Source organism: Streptosporangium brasiliense, from assembly GCF_030811595.1.
Classification (GTDB): domain Bacteria; phylum Actinomycetota; class Actinomycetes; order Streptosporangiales; family Streptosporangiaceae; genus Streptosporangium; species Streptosporangium brasiliense.
In genome coordinates this window covers 2,369,460-2,389,495 of sequence record NZ_JAUSRB010000002.1, presented here as the reverse complement: position 1 = coordinate 2,389,495, position 20,036 = coordinate 2,369,460, and the positions used below count along the sequence as shown (strand labels likewise).

General features: G+C 73.0%; 18 protein-coding genes. 12 read left to right on the top strand and 6 right to left on the bottom strand.

Annotated features, from left to right (window positions below; all coding sequences use genetic code 11):
* The first annotated feature begins 16 nt into the window (after positions 1–16).
* From J2S55_RS19750 to J2S55_RS19740, 3 genes are all read left to right on the top strand, one after another.
* On the top strand, positions 17–1,183 hold the full coding sequence (locus J2S55_RS19750; protein ID WP_306863033.1) for a LysR family transcriptional regulator: 1,167 nt from the start codon (positions 17–19) through the stop codon (positions 1,181–1,183).
* Positions 1,184–1,447: 264 nt separating this feature from the next.
* Complete coding sequence (locus J2S55_RS19745) at positions 1,448–1,816, top strand: STAS domain-containing protein (protein ID WP_306863030.1); 369 nt, start codon at positions 1,448–1,450, stop codon at positions 1,814–1,816.
* Between the two features lie 836 nt (positions 1,817–2,652).
* The gene (locus J2S55_RS19740; protein WP_306875490.1) at positions 2,653–2,943 is read left to right on the top strand and encodes a MerR family transcriptional regulator; all 291 of its coding nucleotides are present in this window, start codon (positions 2,653–2,655) and stop codon (positions 2,941–2,943) included.
* Positions 2,944–3,076: 133 nt separating this feature from the next.
* On the opposite strand, the gene J2S55_RS19735 is transcribed toward J2S55_RS19740, so the two are convergent.
* Entirely contained in the window at positions 3,077–3,322 is a 246-nt protein-coding gene (locus J2S55_RS19735; protein ID WP_306863027.1) for a hypothetical protein, read from the bottom strand.
* A 43-nt stretch (positions 3,323–3,365) separates the two neighbouring features.
* Here J2S55_RS19735 and J2S55_RS19730 point away from each other — a divergent pair, with 43 nt between their 5' ends.
* Positions 3,366–5,189: an alpha/beta hydrolase gene (locus J2S55_RS19730; RefSeq protein ID WP_306863025.1), complete on the top strand. Its 1,824-nt coding sequence runs from the start codon at positions 3,366–3,368 to the stop codon at positions 5,187–5,189.
* A gap of 193 nt (positions 5,190–5,382) precedes the next feature.
* Complete coding sequence (locus tag J2S55_RS19725) at positions 5,383–5,889, top strand: SRPBCC domain-containing protein (RefSeq protein ID WP_306863023.1); 507 nt, start codon at positions 5,383–5,385, stop codon at positions 5,887–5,889.
* Between the two features lie 36 nt (positions 5,890–5,925).
* Here J2S55_RS19725 and J2S55_RS19720 read toward each other — a convergent pair whose 3' ends face one another.
* The gene (locus tag J2S55_RS19720; RefSeq protein ID WP_306863022.1) at positions 5,926–6,660 is read right to left on the bottom strand and encodes a GbsR/MarR family transcriptional regulator; all 735 of its coding nucleotides are present in this window, start codon (positions 6,658–6,660) and stop codon (positions 5,926–5,928) included.
* A gap of 223 nt (positions 6,661–6,883) precedes the next feature.
* Between J2S55_RS19720 and J2S55_RS19715 the strand changes: the two genes are divergently transcribed.
* From J2S55_RS19715 to J2S55_RS19705, 3 genes are all read left to right on the top strand, one after another.
* Entirely contained in the window at positions 6,884–7,552 is a 669-nt protein-coding gene (locus J2S55_RS19715) for a DUF4097 family beta strand repeat-containing protein (protein WP_306863020.1), read from the top strand.
* A gap of 61 nt (positions 7,553–7,613) precedes the next feature.
* The gene (locus J2S55_RS19710; RefSeq protein ID WP_306863017.1) at positions 7,614–8,714 is read left to right on the top strand and encodes a serine hydrolase domain-containing protein; all 1,101 of its coding nucleotides are present in this window, start codon (positions 7,614–7,616) and stop codon (positions 8,712–8,714) included.
* Positions 8,715–8,899: 185 nt separating this feature from the next.
* On the top strand, positions 8,900–9,475 hold the full coding sequence (locus J2S55_RS19705; protein ID WP_306863016.1) for a YdeI/OmpD-associated family protein: 576 nt from the start codon (positions 8,900–8,902) through the stop codon (positions 9,473–9,475).
* 180 nt (positions 9,476–9,655) lie between these two features.
* Here J2S55_RS19705 and pip read toward each other — a convergent pair whose 3' ends face one another.
* Complete coding sequence (pip, locus tag J2S55_RS19700; RefSeq protein ID WP_306863013.1) at positions 9,656–10,615, bottom strand: prolyl aminopeptidase; 960 nt, start codon at positions 10,613–10,615, stop codon at positions 9,656–9,658.
* 51 nt (positions 10,616–10,666) lie between these two features.
* On the opposite strand from pip, the gene J2S55_RS19695 reads away from it, so the two are divergent.
* The 3 genes from J2S55_RS19695 (at position 10,667) to J2S55_RS19685 (ending at position 14,044) form a co-directional block, all read left to right on the top strand.
* Positions 10,667–12,046: an MFS transporter gene (locus J2S55_RS19695; protein WP_306863011.1), complete on the top strand. Its 1,380-nt coding sequence runs from the start codon at positions 10,667–10,669 to the stop codon at positions 12,044–12,046.
* Positions 12,047–12,414: 368 nt separating this feature from the next.
* The gene (locus tag J2S55_RS19690) at positions 12,415–13,083 is read left to right on the top strand and encodes an HAD family hydrolase (protein ID WP_306863009.1); all 669 of its coding nucleotides are present in this window, start codon (positions 12,415–12,417) and stop codon (positions 13,081–13,083) included.
* Positions 13,084–13,357: 274 nt separating this feature from the next.
* Positions 13,358–14,044: an HAD family hydrolase gene (locus J2S55_RS19685; RefSeq protein WP_306863007.1), complete on the top strand. Its 687-nt coding sequence runs from the start codon at positions 13,358–13,360 to the stop codon at positions 14,042–14,044.
* Positions 14,045–14,113: 69 nt separating this feature from the next.
* On the opposite strand, the gene J2S55_RS19680 is transcribed toward J2S55_RS19685, so the two are convergent.
* Complete coding sequence (locus J2S55_RS19680) at positions 14,114–15,004, bottom strand: NAD(P)-dependent oxidoreductase (RefSeq protein WP_306863003.1); 891 nt, start codon at positions 15,002–15,004, stop codon at positions 14,114–14,116.
* Between the two features lie 277 nt (positions 15,005–15,281).
* Here J2S55_RS19680 and J2S55_RS19675 point away from each other — a divergent pair, with 277 nt between their 5' ends.
* Entirely contained in the window at positions 15,282–16,349 is a 1,068-nt protein-coding gene (locus tag J2S55_RS19675) for a GlxA family transcriptional regulator (protein WP_306863000.1), read from the top strand.
* Here the strand turns inward: J2S55_RS19675 and J2S55_RS19670 are convergent.
* Together J2S55_RS19670 and J2S55_RS19665 are read right to left on the bottom strand one after the other, a co-directional pair.
* On the bottom strand, positions 16,277–17,926 hold the full coding sequence (locus J2S55_RS19670) for a GTPase (RefSeq protein WP_306862997.1): 1,650 nt from the start codon (positions 17,924–17,926) through the stop codon (positions 16,277–16,279). The two genes, J2S55_RS19675 and J2S55_RS19670, sit on opposite strands and share 73 nt — an antisense overlap.
* On the bottom strand, positions 17,923–19,812 hold the full coding sequence (locus J2S55_RS19665) for a GTPase family protein (protein ID WP_306862995.1): 1,890 nt from the start codon (positions 19,810–19,812) through the stop codon (positions 17,923–17,925). Before J2S55_RS19665 ends, J2S55_RS19670 begins: the two co-directional genes overlap by 4 nt.
* Between the last annotated feature and the right edge of the window lie 224 nt (positions 19,813–20,036).

Genomic DNA, 20,036 nt, shown 5'->3' with positions numbered 1-20,036 from the left:
CGGCGAGAATGGAGAGGTGATAGACACGCGGCGGCTCAGGACCCTGCGCGCGGTGGCCGACCACCGGACGGTCACCGCCGCGGCCGCCGCGCTTCACCTGACCCCCTCCGCGGTGTCCCAGCAGCTCGTCGCCCTGGAGCACGAGGTGGGCCACCGGCTGCTGGAGCGCGACGGCCGGGGCGTCCGGCTGACCTCCGTCGGCCGGATCCTGCTCGGCCACACCAACGAGGTGCTCGCCCAACTGGAGCGGGCCGAAGCCGACATCGCCGCCTACACCGCCGGCACGGCGGGCGAGGTGAAGGTGGCCTCCTTCGCCACCGCGATCGGGCTGGTCGTCGCGCCGGCGGTGAGCACCCTGCGGGACAAGGAGCCGGGCATCCAGGTGCGGGTCCTCGACGCCGAGGGCGACCAGAGTCTCACCAAGGTCCTCGACGGCGCGGTGGACGTGGCCGTGGCCGTCGAATATCGCGGAGCCCCCGCCGAGGACGACCGGCGGCTGTCCCGGATCCCGCTCTACTCCGAGCCGTTCGACGTGGTGCTCCCCCGTGGCCACGCCCTGGCGGACCGTCCCCCGGCGGACGCGGGCCACGCCCCGGCGGGCATGAGCCACGCTCCGGCGGACATGGACCGCTCCTCGGCGGACGCGGGCCACGCCCCGGCGGGCATGAGCCACGCTCCGGCGGACATGGACCGCTCCTCGGCGGACACGGACCACGCCCCGGCGGACGCGGACCTCGCCGGAGGCGCCCTCCCGGTCACGGGGGTCCCGGGCGCCCTTCACCCCACGGGCCGGCCCGAGCCGCCCGCGGACGGCGGTCCCGGCCTGTCCGTCGCCGACCTGGCGGGCGAGACGTGGATCGGCCCCTACCCGGGCAATCCCTGCCACGACGTGATCGCCCTGGCCTGCGAGCACGCGGGCTTCACCCCCGAGTTCGCGCACTCCTCCGACGACTTCAGCGCGGTGGTCGCGCTGGCCGCCGCCGGGGCGGGCGTGGCGATGGTCCCGCGCCTGGCGCTGCGCGCGGCCGACCTGTCCGGCGTGGTGATCCGCCCGGTCCCGGGCCCGGAGCGGCGGGTCTTCGCCGCCGTACGGCGGGGCGCCGAACGGCACCCCCTGCTCGTCCCCCTGCTGGACACCCTCCAGGACGCCGCGGCGGCACTGCGCCGGGCCCCGTCACTGTGACGGAGGCGGGCGGCTCCCGGCAGGACGGCCACCGCCCCTGAGAGGAAGGTGGCCGCCCCGTCAGGCGGCAGACCACGGCGTTCCCGGTGACCCGCCGGGTGACGGGACGGCTCAGAGGGGAGCGCCTCCGCGGGCCGTACGGGAAGGGGATGCGTCTGTCCTCGCGCGACGTCATGCCTCCTTCCGTCGGCGGCGATGGGCATTCCCGCTCTTCATCGGGGTATCGCAGGGCTTCGCCGACGGTACGCAGGAGGAGGGGCTGAGGTGAATCATCACGAGCAGGAGTTGCGGGTGCGGGTGACCCATCGGGGGCATTGCAGCGTGCTGGAGGTCGGCGGGCACCTGGACTTCATCACCGCGCCCACGCTCACCGACCACATCGACACGCTCTGGGAACCAGACGTGGGCCCGCGCCTGGTGCTGGAACTGTCGCAGCTGACCTTCTACGACTCCACCGCCCTGGGGGTCCTGGCCCACACCCTGCAACGCGTTCAGGCCACCGCCACCAGCCGGCTCCTGCTCGTGGGGATCCCGGACGGCCTGCGGCATCTGCTGGAACGCACCGGCCTGCTGGCCCACTTCGAGCTGCGCGACAGCATCGAGCAGGCTGTCGCCGACCTTCTCTCGACGTAGGAATCATCCTTACTTCCTCGGGATCAAAAATCTGCAGTGACTGCGGTAGACACCTGAGCTAGTTGAGGATAGAGTTCCTGACATCGCAAGGAACGGATCCACGAGGGCAGCGCAAGACTCAAGCATCACGACGGACTGCCCGGGCGGACGTGGACAGCAGTGGACGAGGTAGGTAGATGGCAGAAGGTCGGACGTGCCAGGGCCAATGCAGGTGAAGGGTCCCGGCCGTGGACGCGCTGCCACAGCAGTAGTAGTGAATGGCAGAAGGTCGGACGTGCCAGGGCCAATGCAGGTGAAGGGTCCCGGCCGTGGACGCGCTGCCACAGCAGTAGTAGTGAATGGCAGAAGGTCGGACGTGCCAGGGCCAATGCAGGTGAAGGGTCCCGGCCGTGGACGCGCTGCCGCGTGGTGTACGAGTTCGGAGAAGAAGCAGGGATAAACGAAAGGAGTGTTGAACGCCATCAGGATCGCCCGTTGCCGGCTGAAGTTCGCCGCACGGGTACCGCAGCTCCACAGATTGGACGGTGGTCTACGGTCACGCATTCGCGATCCCCGCATCCCCGCCCCTATCGGGCGGCCCCATGCGGAAGCAAGTAAGTCGGCCAAATGGCCGCTAGATGGTGTTGAACCTCATGGGCCCCGGCGCATTATGGCGCCGGGGCCCCTATTGGCATTCGGAAAGGTATATGGATCAAGCACCGATGGCATCGGCCGTCCGATCGAGCCCCTCGCTCCAAGACATCGCCGATAGAGCCCACCCGGCCGAGAGGCCCCCCGCCGCCTCCGATGACACCCCAGGTCACCGATTCGACGACGAGGACTACCCCGCCTACAGCATGGGCCGGGCCGCCGAAATGCTCGGCGTCACCCCGGCGTTCCTGCGCAGCCTGGGCACCGCCAAACTGATCGAGCCGCAGCGCTCCGACGGCGGTCACCGCCGCTACTCCCGCTACCAGCTGCGCCTGGCCGCCCGCGCGCGGGAGCTCGTCGACCAGGGCACCGCCCTGGAGGCCGCCTGCCGCATCATCATCCTGGAAGACCAGCTCGCCGAGGCTCTGCGCATCAACGCCGAGCTGCAGCAGTCCCGCGACCAGCGGCCTGAGAACGCCGGTCGCCGCTCGGCGTGAGGGCCGGTGATCACGGCCCTCGTCGGCGATCAAGTGGTCCGCGGCCCCCTGCCCCATAGCGGCAGGGCGGCCGCGTCGTAGTCGCGGACCTCACCGCAGGCCAGGACCACCTCGCGCCACCGGAATCCCGCGCTCACCGCAGGCCAGGACCACCTCGCGCCACCGGAATCCCGCGCTCACAGCAGGCCAGGGGCAGGCCGAACGCGGCGAAGTGGCGCGGTTCGAACGACGCGATCGCGGTGATCCGGCCGTCGTCGACCCGCAGCACATCCAACACCTGGGCGCGGAACCGTCCGGCCAGGTTCCCGGTCTCGCCCGCCGTGGGGTGTTCGACGTAGTGCACCACCGCGGGCGTGAACGACCATAAGACGGACACCACTGCGAGAAGGAATCGGACTGCGCCTCCCGAGAAGGAACCCCCCATGTCCTTGAGGAACACCACCGGACTCGCCGCGCTCATCGCCGCCGGCGCCCTGGCGTTCGCCGTACCGGTCCCCGCCGCCGCGCAGAGCGCGCCGACGCTGGAGGATCACCCGTGCCCCGTGACGGTTCCGGAGGGGACCCGGTGTGGGTATCTGGTGGTCCCCGAGCGGCGTGACCTGCCGGACGGGCCGAAGACCAAAGTGGGCTTCGCCGTGCACCGCTCAACCGCCGGGGACCGCAAGCCGGATCCCGTCGTCTACACCAGTGGAGGCCCCGCCTCGGCGTCGATCCAGCTCACCGGCTATCTCGCCGAGATGTTCCGGGACCGCGACGTGATCGCACTGGAACAGCGTGGCAGCAGGTGGTCCGAACCGCGCCTCGACTGCCCGGAGACGGTCCGCGCGATGCTGGACACGCTCAGGAGCACCGGCCAGGCCGCGGAGGAGACGGACGTGATCGCCGCCGGTGCGGCGGCGTGCCGGAAGCGGCTCGGCGTGGACCTACGAGGTTACCGGACCGGGGAGATCGCCGCCGATGTGGTGGACCTGCGGCGGGCGCTGGGATACGCGCGGTGGAACCTGTTCGGGGTGAGCTACTCGACCCGGCCGATGCTGGCGGCAGCCGCCGCCGACCCCGAGGGCACCCGCTCAGTGGTGCTGGACTCCTTCCTCCCCGCCGAGGTGAACTGGTACGACGACGCCACCCGCGATCTGACCGAGGCGGTCGCGGAGCTGTCCGGCCAGGGCTGGCCGGACCTGAGCGGACGGTTCACGGCGATGGTCGCCGACCTGAACAGGAGCCCGGCGGTCATCACCACCCGTGACCCGCTGACGGACAGGCCGATCACCGTCCGGCTCACCGGTGACGACACGGCGACCATTCTCGGTGAGGCCATGCACTCGGTCGAGGTGCTCCCGATCGTGCCCGCCCTGATCGACGGACTGGCGGCGGGCCACCACGACCTGCTGCAGCCCTTGGCCGACGCGGCCGGGCCGGGGCTCGCCAGCCACGAGTTCGGCCTCTATCACGCGGTCCAGTGTCAGGACGAGACGCCCTACAACGCCTTCCCCCAGACGCGGCCCCGGCTGTTCACCGGGGTCCACGACCGGACGGTGTGCGACACCTGGAAGCTGCCCCGCGCCCCCGTCACGGCGGCCACCACCAAGGCGCCCGTCCTGGTACTGGGTGGCCAGTACGACCCGACCACGCCGAGCCGTACGGCCAGACCCGCCGCCGAGGCGCTGCCCGACGCCCGGTTCGTCGAGTTCGCCGGGGTCGGGCACGCGGTGTTCCTGTCGAGCCGGTGCGGCCGGCAGACCATCGCCGCCTTCCTCGCCGACCCGGCGGCCGCACCGCCCTGCGACCCCGGGCAGGCCGCCTACCGGGTCGTCCGGCCGGGGGAGATCCACCTCAGCTCCGCCCCCTACCGGGCGCAGCAGGCGCCGTGGACGCTGCTGCCGTTCGGACTGCTGGGGGTCACGGTGCTGGTCCAGCTCGTCGCGGGCGCCCTGCGACCGCGCCGCCGCCTGCCCACGCTGGTCGCGGGACTGGCCGGACTGGCCTTCGTGGGGCTGACGGTCGACGCGGTGTACGGGGTGATCGCGGAGAACGAGACCGTGCTGGCGCTGGGAGTCCCCTCGGTCCTGCGGTGGTACGGCCTCCTCGCCTGGCTCAGCCTCGCCGCCACCGTCGTGGCGGTGTTCCGGCCGCCGCACGCGGACGGGCCCGTCGTGAAGAGACCGCTGAGAAGGCGGGGCGCCCACCTTCTGGCAGCGCTCGTGTACGCGGGATTCCTCGCATGGTGGCACGTCTACTTCCTGTGACGGAGAGGCCCCCCGGCGGGGCGCCGCGACAGGGACGGGGAGCGGGCACGTATCAGGGCCGTGGGGAAGGCCGGCCACGTTCTCCGCCGGGTCCACGCCGCACCTTGTGGGAGCACTATCCAAAATCGAGAGCAGTGCTCTTTACATCAGCGCTCAAAAAGGAGATCATTGCTCTCGAAGCCAAGGAGTGATCATGAGCAAGCTGTTCTACCGCGGCCCTTCCCTCGCGGTCCTGCACACCGACTACGCCACCCGGCACCGGATCGACGCCGAGGCTCCGGTGACCTCCGAGTCCAGCGTCGTCATCGACGCCACCCCCGCCCAGGTCTGGGAGGTGCTGACCGACCTCCGCAACTGGCCCGCCTGGGCACCGGACTACGAGGTCCTGGAACTCGACGAGATGGCTCCCGGCGCCGACTTCCGCTGGCGGCTCGGCAAGGTCAGGATCAGGTCAAGGTTCGCGGTCGTCGCCCCCGGGCGCGAACTCACCTGGAGCGGCGTGGTCTTCGGCTACAAGGCCGTCGACCAGCAGGTGCTGGAAGCGCTCCCCGACGGCCGCACCCGGGTGACCATGCGGGAATCGCTCGCGGGCCCGCTCGTCTCCCTCTTCTTCGGCGCCGACAAGCTCCGCGCCGGCCACGACCGCTACCTGGCCGCCCTCAAGGCCGAGGTGACCACGCGGTCCGCGGCACTGCGCTGACCCGCCGAGGCCGTCCACCCGCGATCCGGACATGGCTCATGCGGTGCCGTCCGAGGTCGTTCCGGGTTTCGTGTGGAGGACCTCGCGGGCCTGCTCCGCTGCGCGGGCGATGCTCTCGGAGATGAAGTCGACGAAGCGGGCGATGTTCTCCAGGCGGGCGGCGGCCGGGGTGTCGGGGCCGAGGACCGCGACGCCCTGCCGTGCGGTCTCGCCGAGGTGGGCGGTGGCGCGGGCGCTGGCCATCGTTGATTGGTACATGACGTCGTCGTCGACGACGTAGCGCTCGCGGCGGCGTTCGTCGCGTTCGCGGCGGATGAGGCCCTGGCTCTCCAGGAACGCGACCGCTTTGGAGATGGACGCCGGGCTGACCTGGAGGCGCTGGACGAGCTCGGACGTGGTGAGGCTGCCGGTGTCGGTGGTGTAGAGGCAGGCCAGCGCCCGGGCCGTCATCTTGGGCAGGCCCGAGGCCATGAAGACGGTGGCGAACACCTCCTCGTACTCGCGCACCGCCTCGGCGTCGCGCCCGTGGGCCTGCGGGGGCGCCTCCACCCCCCGGGGCGCGGCCCGCCTGCGCCGACGGGCGCGGTGTTCGGTGGCGCGGTGGGCCAGGTCGGCGCGGTAGGAGGTGGGGCCGCCGTTGCGCATCACCTCGCGGGTGATGGTGGAGGTGGGGCGGTCGAGGCGTCGGGCGATCTCGGCGTAGGCGAGACCGTCGGCCAACCCCAGGGCGATCTGCTGGCGGTCCTGCTGGGTGAGTCTGCCTGCCGGCATCGTGATCTCCTCCGTGTTCCTCGGGTGCCCCCACAATAGCGTTCACTCTCAATTCAGTGCAACACTCAGAGAGATCTTGTTGCGTTATATTTCCAAACCATCGCAACGATTCTGCGGCTTCTACCTGCGTTGATGTCGATTATCCGCAACGTTGCCGTTGCGAGATACGTGAAGGCAACGTAGCGTTTCCGGCATCAGAAACAACAAGCGCACGGAGCCCACCATGCAGAAGTTCGACACCCCCACCCCGATCACCGCCATCCTGGACATCCCCGCCGGACACATCCGCCTCATCGCCGCCGACCGCACCGACACCACCGTCGAGATCCTCCCCGCCGACCCCACCAAGAACCGCGACGTGAAGGCCGCCGAGCAGACCACCACCGAATACCGCGACGGCACCCTGCGGATCAAGACCACCGCCACCAACCAGCTCCTCGGCCCCTCCGGATCCCTCGAGGTGACGATCCAGCTGCCCGCCGACTCCCACCTCCAGACCAAGGCCGCCAGCGCCGACCTCCGCGCCGTCGGACGCCTCGGCGACGTCACCGTCGAGACCGCCCACGGCCCGATCAAGCTCGACGAGACCACCGCCGCCCACCTCACCACCCTCGCCGGCGACATCACCGTCGGCCGCCTCACCGGCCCCGCCGACATCACCACCGCAAAGGGCGACATCCGCATCACCCAGGCCGTCCGCGGCACCCTCACCCTGCGCACCGAAGCCGGCAACATCTCGATCGACACCGCCCCCGGCGTCTCCGCCACCCTCGACGCCGGCACCTCCTACGGCCGCATCCACAACGCCCTCAACAACACCGAAGGCACCGCCGCCCAGCTCACCATCCACGCGACCACCGCCTACGGCGACATCACCGCCCGCAGCCTCTGACCCGCGGCCTCCATCCATCCGTTCAGTTGATTCCGTAACAGTTTCGAAGGAGCACACCAACATGTCCGTCACCCTTACCGACCAGGACCGCCCGGAGCTGCGGAAGGCCATCCAGAAGATCGTCGATTCCGGTTTCGCCGGGGTGCAGCTGCGCGTGCACGACGAGCGGGGCGAGTGGGTCGGCAGCGCCGGGGTGCGCGAGCTGGGCGAGACCGCGGAGCCGCCGACGGACGGGCGGTTCCGGATCGGCAGCTCCACCAAGCCCTTCGTCGCGACCCTGGTGCTGCAGCTGGTGGCCGAGGGCAGGATCGAGCTGGACGGCCCGGTGGCCGACCACCTGCCCGAGTTCGGGCTGGACCGGCGGATCACCGTGCGGATGCTGCTGCAGCACACCAGCGGGGTGTTCAACTTCACCGGCGAGTACTACGACGACGGGACGGTCGCGCCGGGGATCGCCTCGCAGGGCCGGGAGTGGGTGGACAACCGGTTCCGCACCTACCAGGACGAGGAGCTGGTACGGCTGGCGCTGTCCAAGCCGGCGCGGTTCGAGCCGGGGACGGACTGGAGCTACTCCAACACCAACTACGTGCTGGCCAGGCTGCTCGTCGAGAAGGTCACCGGCCGCTCGTTCGCCGAGGAGCTGCAGCGGCTGATCCTGGAACCGCTCGGGATGTCGGACACCGTGGCGCCGGGCACCTCGACGGAGATCGCCGGGCCGCACGCCCACAGCTACTACCGGTACGAGGAGGACGGCCAGGACAAGACGGTCGACGTCACCCGCCAGAACCCCTCCTGGATCTCCGCCGGTGGTGACATGATCTCGACCACCCAGGACCTCCACACGTTCTTCTCCGCGCTGAACGGCGGCAGGCTCCTGCCGGCCCCGCTGCTGGCCGAGATGCGCGAGCCGCACCCGAAGATCGGCTACGGCCTGGGGGTGTTCGCGCAGGACCTGGGCCCGGACGGCGGCACCGTCTTCCACCACAACGGCGGCATCGCGGGCTCCGCGGCGCTGATGTACAGCACTCCCGACGGCAGCAGGACCCTGACCGCCTCGCTGACCTATGTGGACGACGCCGCGCTGACCCTGGCGCAGACGTTCCAGACAGTGCTGCAGAGCCTCGTCGACGAGGTGTTCTCCGGCGGACAGGCCGCAGGCTGACGGAGCCGGGCCGGCTCGGCAGACGGGCCGATGAGTGAGCCCGCGCCCCGGGTCGTGAGGCCGGACCGGACGGTAGCGCGGGTGTCGCCGGCCCCCTGGCGCGGGATCGGTTCCGGAGGCGGACCGCGTGGACCGGGCGGGCCCCGTCCTTCACTCCCGCGGCGCCGGAGTGGTTGACTGCTGCGATGAGCCACGATCTGGAGACCCTCTCGTTCCCGTCGGCCGCGGCGTTCGAGGAATGGCTCGCCCTGCACCACGGCTCCTCGCCCGGAATCTGGCTCAGGATCAGCAAGAAGGTGGCGGGCGTCGAGTCGCTGGACTACGCCCAGGCACTCGACGTGGCCCTGTGCCACGGCTGGATCGACGGGCAGAAGGGCACGTCGGACGCCGGGCACTGGCTGCAGCGCTTCACTCCCCGCAAGGCGAGGAGCCGATGGTCGAAGGTCAACCGTGACAAGGCCGTCGCGCTGGTCGAGCAGGGCCGGATGCGGCCCGCGGGCCTGCTGGAGATCGAGCGCGCCAAGGCGGACGGCCGCTGGGAGGCGGCCTACGACGGATCGCGGACCGCCACCGTGCCCGAAGACCTGGCGCGGGCCCTGGCCGGCAACCCCGCCGCGCAGGAGTTCTTCGCGACCCTCGACAGCCGTAACCGCTACGCGGTGCTGTACCGCGTGCAGGACGCCAAGAAGGCCGAGACCCGGGCACGCCGTATCGAGCAGTACGTCACGATGCTGGCCGAGCACAAGAAGATCCATCCCTGACGCGCCCGGCGCCGCGGGCCGGCGTGCCGCCCACCGGCCGCCCGGACCGCCCGGGTCGCCGGGCCGTCCAGCCCGCCGGGCGCTCACGCGGCGGGATATGGCGGGACGTGGCGGCCCTCCCCGCTGTCAGCTCGCCGGGGGGCCCTCGACGCCGGTCCACCGAGGGGCCCCGATGTCAGCTCATCGGGGGGCGAACCGGTCGATCGCTCCGAGCACTTCCGCGCGCATCGTGGGGCTGCCGGTGTGCCCCGAGTCGTCGACGATGATCAGCTCGGCGTCGGGCCAGGCGCGGGCGAGCTCCCAGGCGGTGTCGGCCGGGCCGCTCAGATCGAGGCGGCCGTGGATCAGGACGCCGGGGATCCCGGCCAGGCGGCCCGCCTCGCGCAGCAGGACGCCCTCCTCCAGCCACGCGCCGTGCGCGAAGTAGTGCGCGCAGATCCGGACGAACGCCAACAGGTCGGCCGGGGGGCGGTCGCTGTAGGGGTTCCGTTTGCCGTTCGGCTCCATGGAGACCACCACGTCCTCCCAGGTCATCCAGTCGATCGCGGCCTTCTCCCGCACCTTCTCGTCGGGGTGCTCCATGAGGCGCGCGTAGGCCGCGACGATGTCGCCGTCACGGTCGGCCTCGGGGACACCGTCCCGGAACCGCTCCCACTCTTCGGGGAAGAACCGCCCGACACCCCGGTAGAGCCAGTCGATCTCCGATCGCCGGGTCATGGTGACCGCGGGGATCACGATCTCCGTCACCCGCTCCGGATGGCGCTCGGCGTAGGCGAGGATCAGCGTGGACCCCCAGGAGCCGCCGTAGAGCAGCCAGCGGTCGACGCCGAGGTGCTCGCGGAGCCGCTCCATGTCGGTGAGCAGGTGCTCGGTGGTGTTGAGGCTCATGTCGGCGGCGGGGTCGCTCGCGTGCGGCGTGCTCCGGCCGCAGTTGCGCTGGTCGAACAGGATGATCCGGTAGCGCTCCGGGTCGAAGGTGCGGCGGTGGCCGGCCGAGCATCCGGCCCCGGGGCCGCCGTGGACGACGAGGGCGGGCTTGCCGTCCGGATTGCCGCAGACCTCCCAGTAGACGAGGTTGCCGTCGCCGGTGTCGAGCATCCCGTGGTCGTACGGCTCGATCGGCGGATAGTCCGTGGTCACGTCGTGATCCCTTCTTCGACGGAAATACAACAGCGCTGTTACATTATGGGGGTGGATTCCCCTGATCTCGCCACCCCAGCGACCGGGCGCACACCGGCCGTGCCCCGGTCACGGATCCTCACCTGGCCCCTGATCATGGTTTTCCTGTCCACCTTCGGTGCGGGAATGAGTTTCTGCCTGCTGCTGTCGGTCGTCCCGCTGTACGCCTCCTCGATCGGCGCGGGCGGGTTGGGGGCGGGCCTGACCACCGGCGTCCTGATGGCCTCCACCGTGGTCGCCGAACTGTGCACCCCCCGCCTGGCCGCCAGGTTCGGCCACCGGGCGGTGATGGCGACCGGCCTGGTGCTGCTCGGGGTCCCGGCGCTGGCGCTGCCCGGCTCGACGAGCACGGCGACGGTCATGGCCGTGTGCGCCGTACGCGGCGCGGGCTTCGCGGTCAGCGTCGTCCTCAGCGGCGCGCTGGTGGCCGCGCTGGTCCCGCCCGAGCGCCGCGGTGAGGGGCTGGGCCTGTACGGCGTCGTCGTCGGAGTACCGGCGGTCGTCGCGCTGCCGCTGGGCGTGTGGCTCGCCGGGGAGATCGGATACCCGCCGGTGTTCGTCGCCGGGGCGCTGGCCGCGCTGGCCGGGCTGGCGGCGGTGCCGGCCCTTCCGGGCCGCGCCCCGCGGCCCGGACCGCGGGCGCCCGTCCCGGGACGGTCCCCGGCACCGGCACGCGATCAGGCGGCCGCACCGGCAGCCGCCCCCGGGCGACCGCCGGCACCCGAGCACGGGCAGACACCGGCGCAGCGGGCGCTCGGGCAGGCACCCGCACAACAGACATACGGGCAGGCACCGGCACAGCACACGTACGGGCAGGCACCGGCACAGCGGGCGCTCGGGGTCCTGGCCGGGTTTCGCACTCCCGCGCTGGTCCGGCCTTCGATCGTCTTCGCGGCCACCGCGATGGCCTCGGGGACCGTCGTCACCTTCCTGCCGGTCGCCGTGCCGCCGGGGTCCGGCGACCTCGCCGCGGTGGCCCTGCTCACCCAGGCCGCGGCGTCGACCCTCACCCGCTGGTGGGCCGGGTGGCACGCGGACAGGCACGGCACGGGCCGGCTGCTGGCACCCGGCGTGCTCATGGCCGCGGCCGGCATGACGGGGCTGGTCTTCACCACCGCCCCGGCCGCGGTGGTGGCGGGCATGGCACTGTTCGGAGCCGGTTTCGGGATCGCCCAGAACGCCAGTCTGACCATGATGTTCGAGCGGGCCCCCGCCTCCGCGTACGGCACGGTCAGCGCCGTGTGGAACCTCGCCTACGACGCGGGGCTGGGCCTGGGCGCCGTCGCCGCCGGCGTGCTCGCCGTACGGACCGGCTACCCGTTCGCCTTCGCGCTCACCGCCGCCCTGGTGCCGATCGCGCTCGTCCTCGCCCGTCCCCGGCCGCACCGCTGAACGGCGCGCTGCGCGCGGTGAACGGCTGACCGCGCCGTCCGCATCCGGTCCGGTCCGGTCCGGTCCGGTCCCCAGGCATGATCCGGACCGCCGGGACAGGTCCGGTCCCCAGGCATGATCCGGACCACCGGGATAGGCCCGGTCCCCCAGGCATGATCCGGACCACCGGGATAGGCCCGGTCCCTCAGGCATGGATCCGGACCACCGGGATAGGCCCGGTCCCTCAGGCATGGATCCGGACCACTGGGGATAACCGTCATGTCCGACGGCGCGTGCCCGGCGCCGGGAGCCGCCCGCCGTACCGGGCGCGTCCGGGACGGCCGGCCGCCGGGCGGCGCGTCCCCGCCGGCCGACAACAGGAGGGCGACATGGCCGACACCGCCATCATCGACGTCGACGGCACCCTGGTCGACACCAACTACCAGCACTCGCTCGCGTGGTACCGGGCGTTCGGCCGCTACGACGTGTGGCTGCCGCTGTGGCGCATCCACCGGCACATCGGCATGGGCGGCGACCAACTGGTGGCGGCCCTCGCCGGTGACGCCGTCGAGCGGCGGCACGGCGACGCGCTGCGCGAGGCGTGGGTGGAGGAGTTCGACAGGTTCATCGACGAGGTGCGGCCCTTCGAAGGCGCCACCGAACTCCTGGCCGAGATCGGCCGGCGCGGATTCGCCGTGGTCCTGGCCTCATCGGGCAGGCCGCAGCATGTCGAGCGCTTCCTCGACCTCATCGACGGCCGCGCGCACTGCCAGGCGTGGACCACCTCCGAGGACGTCGAGGCGACCAAGCCCGCCCCGGACCTGATGCGGGTGGCGCTGGAGAAGGTCCAGGGCACCTCCGGTGTCGCGGTCGGCGACTCCACCTGGGACTTCGTCGCCGCCGGCAAGCTCGGCCTGCCCGGTGTCGCGGTCCGCACCGGCGGCTTCTCACCCGACGAGCTGCGCGAGGCCGGCGCCTCCCACGTCTTCGACTCCCTCGCCGAGCTGACCGGCGACCTCGACCGCACCCCGCTGAGATCTCCGTCGTCAGGGACCTGAACCCCGCCCGACAGCGAGATCGCGGCCGTGGAGGAGGCGCTGAAGTTCGACCGGGCCCCCATGCAGGCACTCCCCGCACTCCAGCTGCCGCCGGAGCAGGTCGTGGAGATCGCGGCCGGTGTGATCATCGTGATCAAGTACGCCGCCGCCTCCCCGGGGACGGGCGACTCCACCGGTCACGTGATGATCGTGGCGGGCGCCCGTCCCGGCGGTGGCCCCGCCGGGATCCGTCCCCCTCCGCCGATCTCTCCGGGGGCGTGCCGACAATGGAGTGGTGGACTACCCAGAGCTACCCGGACCCGCGTTCCTGTTCGACCTGGACGGCACGCTGATCGACAGCGTCTACCAGCACGTCATCGCCTGGCGCAGCGCACTGTCGGGCCTCGGCATCGACCTGTCGGTGTGGCGCATTCACCGGCGCATCGGAATGAGCGGCGGCCTGTTCGTCACCGCGCTGCTGCGCGAGACCGGCCTGTCGCTGACCAGGCAGCAGATCGACGAGTTGCAGCAGGCGCACGCGGACGCCTACACCGAGCAGGTCGACTCGGTGCGTCCGCTGCCGGGCGCGTCCGACCTGCTGGCCGAGCTGAGCGCCCGCGGCGTGCCGTGGGCGATCGCCACGAGCGGCTACGCCAGGACCGCCAGGCTGGCGCTCGGCATGCTGGGGCTGACCGAGGACACCCCGATGGTCACCCGCGACCTGGTACGGCGGGCCAAACCCGACCCCGACCTCTTCCTCGCCGGGGCGGCGCTGCTCGGCGTCGATCCCAAGTACGCCATGGTCGTCGGCGACAGCGTCTGGGACCTGCTGGCCGCCCGCCGGGCCGGAGCGCTGGGCATCGGCCTGCTGTCCGGCGGTTACGGCAGGGACGAGCTTGAGCGCTCCGGCGCGTTCCGCGTCTACGCCGATCCGGAGGACATGCGCAACCGGCTCGACGAGCTGGGTGTCCGCTCCGACTGAACCACCGCCTCACGCGCCGCGGCCGCATGCGCCGCCCGGCCACGGCGGCCCGGCGCGCATGCGGGGCGGTCAGGCGGAGGGCCTGCGGAACTGCTCGATCATCGCCGCGTAGCCGTCGCCGCCGCGGCCCTCGGCCACCGCCCGGTCGGCGAGGGCCTTGACGAGCCTGGGCAGCTCGGTGTTGACGCCACCGGACTCACTCTCGTGGATGAGGTGGTCCATCGTCGCCACGTGGGTGTCGATGGTGGCGTCGAGCGCCGGGTAGGCGCCCTCGTCGATCTGGCCCGCGTAGGCGGACACGAAGCCGGTCACCGCCTCGATCCACCTGTTCGCGAAGGGGGCGAACACCGTGGCGTCCACCTTCGCCGTCCCGACCAGGGCGGCGCCGTGCAGGAAGCTGTTCAGCGTGCCCCACATGATGCCCAGCAGCGCCACGTCGTAGAGCGACGCCAGGCCGTGGTCGGCGCCGAGGTAGGTGGTGCCCGCGCCCAGGGCCTTCAGGGTCGGCTCGTGCGCGTCGTAGGCGTCCTGCGGCCCGCTGTAGAGCAGGAAGGCGTCGGCGGTGCCGATGACCGGCGGGATGGCCATGATCGCGCCGTCGAGGTAGGTGACGCCCTCGCCGGCCGCCCACTCGGCGCTCTCGCGGGCCTGCTCCGAGGTGCCCGAGGTCAGGTTGACCAGGACCCGGCCCGCGAGAGCGTCGCCCAGGGGGGCGAGGAGCCCGTGCGCGGCCGCGTAGTCCGACACGCAGACGATCACCAGCGGGCTCGCCTCGACCGCGTCCCGGACCGAGGCCGCGAGGGTCGCGCCCCGGGCGACGAGCTCGTCGGCCTTCTCGGCCGAGCGGTTCCACACGGTCGTGGGGTGGCCGTTCCCGAGGAACGTCCCGGCCAGCGCCTGACCCATCAGGCCCAGGCCGATGACCGTCACCGGGGACTGGCCGGCATGGGGGTTGTGCATCGTGTGCTCCTGTTCGGTTTCGCTCCGCGGTCCGTCACCGCCGGAGCATTCCAAGATCGCTGTAGCCGCCGGGCCCATGCCCGTCGCGGCGGTCCGGCCCGCGGCCACCACGGTGGCCGGTCGGCCGGCCGGCCCGTGACCGCCACGGCCGTGGCAGCCGGTCCGAGTCCGTCGTAGCGGTCGATCCGCTCGGTGAATACGTTCGCACCCCGCCCAGGGCGGCGACAGTGGCAGGACTGACCGTTTCCGCAAAATTCCTGCCGTACTCTTACGGGCCATGAGTGCTGGAACCGTCGCGATAGCCGTGGTCGACGACACCGACATGCATCTGTGGGACCTGTACGAGCTGAGCATCGCCTGCTCGGTGTTCGGCAAGCCGCAGCCCGACCTGGCCGATCCGTGGTACGACCTGCGGCTGTGCTCGGGGAGGCCGGCCGGCCCCGCCGGGCCGGGGTTCTCCCTACGGACCCGCCACGGGCTGGACGGACTGGCCGGGGCGGACACCGTGATCGTCCCCTCGGTGCCGGAGGCCGTCGTCGAGGAGGGCGCGGCCGTCCCGCCGGACCTGGTCGAGGCGCTGCGCCGGGCCGCCGACGCGGGGGCGCGCATGGTCTCCCTGTGCACCGGCGCCTTCGCGCTCGCCGAGGCGGGGATCCTCGACGGGCGCCGGGCCACCGCCCACTGGATGCACACCGACGACCTGGCCAGGCGCTATCCGAAGGTGACGGTCGACGACTCGGTGCTCTACGTCGACGACGGCGACGTGCTCACCAGCGCCGGCATGACCGCCGGGCTGGACCTCTGCCTCCACCTGGTCCGCCGCGACCTCGGGGCGCACGTGGCCAACCAACTGGCCCGCCGCATGGTGATCCCGGCCCACCGGTCCGGCGGCCAGTCGCAGTTCATCGACCTGTCGGTCCCCGTCACCGACGACGACGGCCTCAGCCCGGTGCTCCAGTGGGCGGCCGAGCACCTCGACCAGCCGCTCACGGTCGACGACCTGGCCCAGCGGGCGGGGGTGAGCCCGCGGACCTTCTTCCGGCACCTCCAGGCCGTCACCGGGACCACCCCGCTGAAGTGGCTCCTCAACCAGCGCCTGGCCCGCGCGCAGTCCCTCCTGGAGGAGACGGACCTGCCGATCGAGAAGGTCAGCGAGCTCAGCGGCCTGGGCACGGCGGCCAATCTGCGCCGCCACTTCACCCTCCACGTGGGTGTCACGCCCACCCACTACCGGCGCGCCTTCGACGGGGGCGCGGCCGCCCCGGCCCGTGATCAGGTTCCGGCGGGACTCCGGTCGCCGTCGCCGTCCCGGGCCGCCGTGACCGCCTCGGTGAAGCGGCGGTAGCGGGACAGCTCCTCGCTCACGGGCGCCAGCACGAGCTCGCGGGCGACCCGGTCCACGTTCGCGCGCAGCGCCCTGCCCGCCCTGCGCGCCCGCCGCCGGCCGCCCAGCCAGGCGATCCCGCGGCACAGCAGCGCGATCACCAGCCCGAGGACGGCCCCGCCGACCAGCAGCGCGGTGGGCCAGGGCAGTTCGCCCGCGGTCGGCAGGTACGGCTGCGGCAGCCGGAGGTAGTCCATCCCGAGCAGGCCGAGCAGCCACAGCCCGCCCGCCAGCATGGCCGCGGTCACCGCCCACTGCGCCAGTCCGGCCACCCGCCACCACGCGGGCCGCCGGGCCGCGCCGAGCGAGGCGGTGGCCACGGCCCGGTCGAGGCCGTCCTCCAGCTCGTCCCCGTGCGAGCGGGCCGCCTGCCGTACGGCCGCCGCCCACGGTGCGGGCAGCCCCACCGAGGCGGCCCCGGCGGCCTCGCGGATCGCGGTGTCCATCCGGGAGCGCTGCACGGCGGTCGCGACGGGGATCGAGGTCCGCCCCACCAGCCCGCCGGAGCCTTGAGTCTCGGCGGAGCCCAGGCGGAGGCGGCGGAGCGGGTCGGGCCGGAGCCTGCGGATCCAGCGGGTCGGCGGCCAGCCGGTGGCGGCGACCGACCGGTGCCGGTGGGCCTTGGCCACGGCCTCGACGACGACCGGCACCCCCGCCGCCTCGGCCAGCGCGGCGGTCAGGGCTCTGGCGGTGCCGTCCGCGGACGCCTCTGGCGCCTGCCCGCCCGCACCGCCGGAGGCCCGCAGGAGGGTGTCGGCGGCCGTGCCGACGTCGGCGGCCAGGCGGGTGGCCCAGGAACGCCGGTCGGCGACCCGGGAGGCGAGCAGGGAGCGCAGCTCGGGCAGGCCGGCGCCGGTGCGCGCCGAGACGCCGACCAGCGGCACCCCGGCCAGCCCGTCCTCGTCGAGCAGCCGCCGCAGGTCCTTCAGGCACCGCTCGGCGGCGGCCGGGGTCAGCCGGTCGATCTGGTTGAGGACGACGACCATGACGCCCCGGTGCCGGGCCAGCGGCCGGAGGTACCGCTCGTGCACGGCCGCGTCGGCGTACTTCTGCGGGTCGAGCACCCACACCAGCAGGTCGACCAGCTCGACCAGCCGGTCCACCTCCAGCCGGTGCGCCAGCTCGATCGAGTCGTGGTCGGGCAGGTCGAGCAGGATCAACCCGGCCGCCTCCCCGTCGGCCGGCACCTCGTGGCGGCGGGGGATCTCCAGCCAGTCGAGCAGCGGCCCGGCCCCGGCGCCCTCCCAGAGGGCGGCCTGGGCGGTCGAGGTGGTCGGGCGGGTGACCCCCACCGTGGCGAGGCCGGTGCCGGACAGCAGGTTGAACAGCGAGGACTTGCCGCTGCCGGTGGCCCCGGCCAGCGCGACCGCGGTGTGGTCGACCGACAGGCTCCGCCGTACCCCGGCGCGGGAGACCACCGAGCGCGCCCCGGCCACCGCGCCGGCGTCCAGCCGTCCCTCGGCCAGGTCGGCGGCCTCCGCCAGCCCCGTCAACCGGTCGTCCAGGGAGAGGGCGCCCGCGCGCCGCAGCAGCTTCACCTGTCGCCTCCCTCCCGGTCGGCCGTCCGGGGGACGGCGCCCGGGGGCCGCTCCAGCGGGTCCGGGGCGGGGTCCGGGCCGCCGGACGGGAGCGTGAGCCTGACGGGCGTGGCGGGCAGCCGTTCCTGCCGCTCCCCGGCCGGCAGCCCGACCCGGCGGCCCGGGGCCGGGATCTCCCGCTGGTGGTCCCGTACGGCGTGCGCGGCGGCCCGGAGGGCGGGGGCGGCGTCCTCGGGAGGCTGGACCGCGTCGAGAAGAGCGGTGAAGCGGGCCGCCTCGGCGCCGAGGAGGGCGGCGACGCGGGCCCGCAGGTCGGTGCGGGCCTTGACGGTGAGGGTCCGGACGGCCTGGTCGCCGAAGACGGCCTCCAGGAGTTTCTGGCTCAGCACGCTGGTGCCTCCGGCGATGCCGAGCTCGATGCCGGTCAGGCCGCCGGTGGAGGCGAACACCGCGAGCATCAGCAGCAGCCCCGCGCCGTTCACCCCGTAGGAGGTGAGCCGGGCGGTGGTCCGCCGGTCGGCTCCCTCCTCGCGGACCAGGCCGAGCACGTATTCCTGCCAGCCCCGGACCGCCGCCTCCGCCTTCACGGGCAGGTCGGCCGAGGCCCTGCCGAGCCGCCCGGCCCCGGCGACCCCGGTCTCCTCAAGCAGGGCGAGCCCCGAGGGATGCGACGACCACGACTCCAGCACGCGCTCGGCGGCGCCGTCGGCCGAGGCCCTGATCAGCGACTCCACCCCGCTCTCCAGCGCGACGCGCAGCTCGCTCTCGGGCGCGGGCCGCCCGGTGAACAGCGCCACCACGCGGTCCCTGAACCGGCCGACCCGGTTCTCCAGGGAGCGCATCAGGTCGCCGGTCCCGATGAAGTCCTGCCAGCGGGCCAGCACCTCGCCCCGGAGCAGCGACCCGTCCAGCATGCCCTCGTCGAAGGAGGCCAGCCCTCCGGCGTAGGCGGCCTCGGTCATCGAGCGCAGCTCGGCGGCCACGGCGTGCTGGCGGTCCACGGCGTCGGCGAGGGCGGGGACCCGGGTGGCGAGGCTCTCCAGGGCGCCGGACAGGGTCTGGCGGACCACGTCGGCGCGGGCCTGGGAGTCGGCCGCGATGCCGGTCAGCCAGTCGGCGACGGCCTCGACCGCCTGGCGCGGCAGCCGGGCGTTCTCCTCGGGCAGCACCAGCTCCGGCACCTCGAACAGGAGCGTCCCACCCAGCCCGTTGGCCTCCAGCAGCCGGGCCAGGTCCCGTCTCACCACGCCCAGCGCCTCCGGCGGGACCCGCGACAGGATGACGGCCAGGGCCGTGCTCCGCTCCCGGGCGGCGCGCAGGAAACCCCACGGCACCTCGTCCGCGTAGCGGGCCGCGGTGGTGGTGAACAGCCAGAGGTCGGCCGCGGCGAGGAGCTGGGCGGCCAGCTCGCGGTTGGCGGTGACGACCGAGTCGATGTCCGGCGCGTCGAGCAGGGCCAGGCCGGGCGGGAGGCCGGGGACGGTGACCACCCGGAGCGTGCCCGGTTCGGCGGCGCCGCCCCCCGTGACCCGGGGCAGGCCGGGCAGGACGTGCTGGGCGGTGAACCAGGCGCTGTCGGCGGGGCCGGTGACCAGGGTGGGGGCCAGCGTGGTGGGCCGCAGGACGCCCGGCTCGGAGACGTCGGCGCCGACCAGGGAGTTGACCAGGGTCGACTTGCCCGCCCCGGTGGAGCCGCCGACGACGGCCAGCAGCGGGGCGTCGATCGCGCTCAGGCGCGGGATGAGGTAGTCGTCGAGCTGGCCGGTCAGCTCGCGCAGGGCGCGCCGGGCACTCCCCACGTCGCCGGCCGCGAGGGGGAACAGGTCGAGGGCGAGGTGACGCCGCAGCTCCCGCAGCGCCTCAAGCAGACCGTCACTCCCACTCATAGGAGCGATCCTTCCCGCAGGGAAGGCCCCTAGACGTGATTTTGCCCCACCGCTCGACCGGGTCACGGGGGCGAACTCGGTAGAGCGATGGGGCCTTTCCCGAGGCTCCACGTGGAGGCCGTACCGGACTCGTCTCCCCCGCAGCTGGAGGCGAGCCCTGACCTGCCGCGCGGCCGCGGGTGATCGGGGGTCATGCGCTGACCATTGGAGCAAGCGAAGCTCAG

Excerpts from the sequence above, each read along its gene's own strand:
- J2S55_RS19740 (WP_306875490.1), top strand. The coding sequence starts at position 2,653 with ATGGGCCGGGCCGCCGAAATGCTCGGCGTCACCCCGGCGTTCCTGCGC.
- J2S55_RS19730 (WP_306863025.1), top strand. The coding sequence starts at position 3,366 with ATGTCCTTGAGGAACACCACCGGACTCGCCGCGCTCATCGCCGCCGGC.
- J2S55_RS19725 (WP_306863023.1), top strand. The coding sequence starts at position 5,383 with ATGAGCAAGCTGTTCTACCGCGGCCCTTCCCTCGCGGTCCTGCACACC.
- J2S55_RS19720 (WP_306863022.1), bottom strand. The coding sequence starts at position 6,660 with ATGCCGGCAGGCAGACTCACCCAGCAGGACCGCCAGCAGATCGCCCTG.
- J2S55_RS19715 (WP_306863020.1), top strand. The coding sequence starts at position 6,884 with ATGCAGAAGTTCGACACCCCCACCCCGATCACCGCCATCCTGGACATC.
- J2S55_RS19710 (WP_306863017.1), top strand. The coding sequence starts at position 7,614 with ATGTCCGTCACCCTTACCGACCAGGACCGCCCGGAGCTGCGGAAGGCC.
- J2S55_RS19705 (WP_306863016.1), top strand. The coding sequence starts at position 8,900 with ATGAGCCACGATCTGGAGACCCTCTCGTTCCCGTCGGCCGCGGCGTTC.
- J2S55_RS19690 (WP_306863009.1), top strand. The coding sequence starts at position 12,415 with ATGGCCGACACCGCCATCATCGACGTCGACGGCACCCTGGTCGACACC.
- J2S55_RS19680 (WP_306863003.1), bottom strand. The coding sequence starts at position 15,004 with ATGCACAACCCCCATGCCGGCCAGTCCCCGGTGACGGTCATCGGCCTG.
- J2S55_RS19675 (WP_306863000.1), top strand. The coding sequence starts at position 15,282 with ATGAGTGCTGGAACCGTCGCGATAGCCGTGGTCGACGACACCGACATG.
- J2S55_RS19665 (WP_306862995.1), bottom strand. The coding sequence starts at position 19,812 with ATGAGTGGGAGTGACGGTCTGCTTGAGGCGCTGCGGGAGCTGCGGCGT.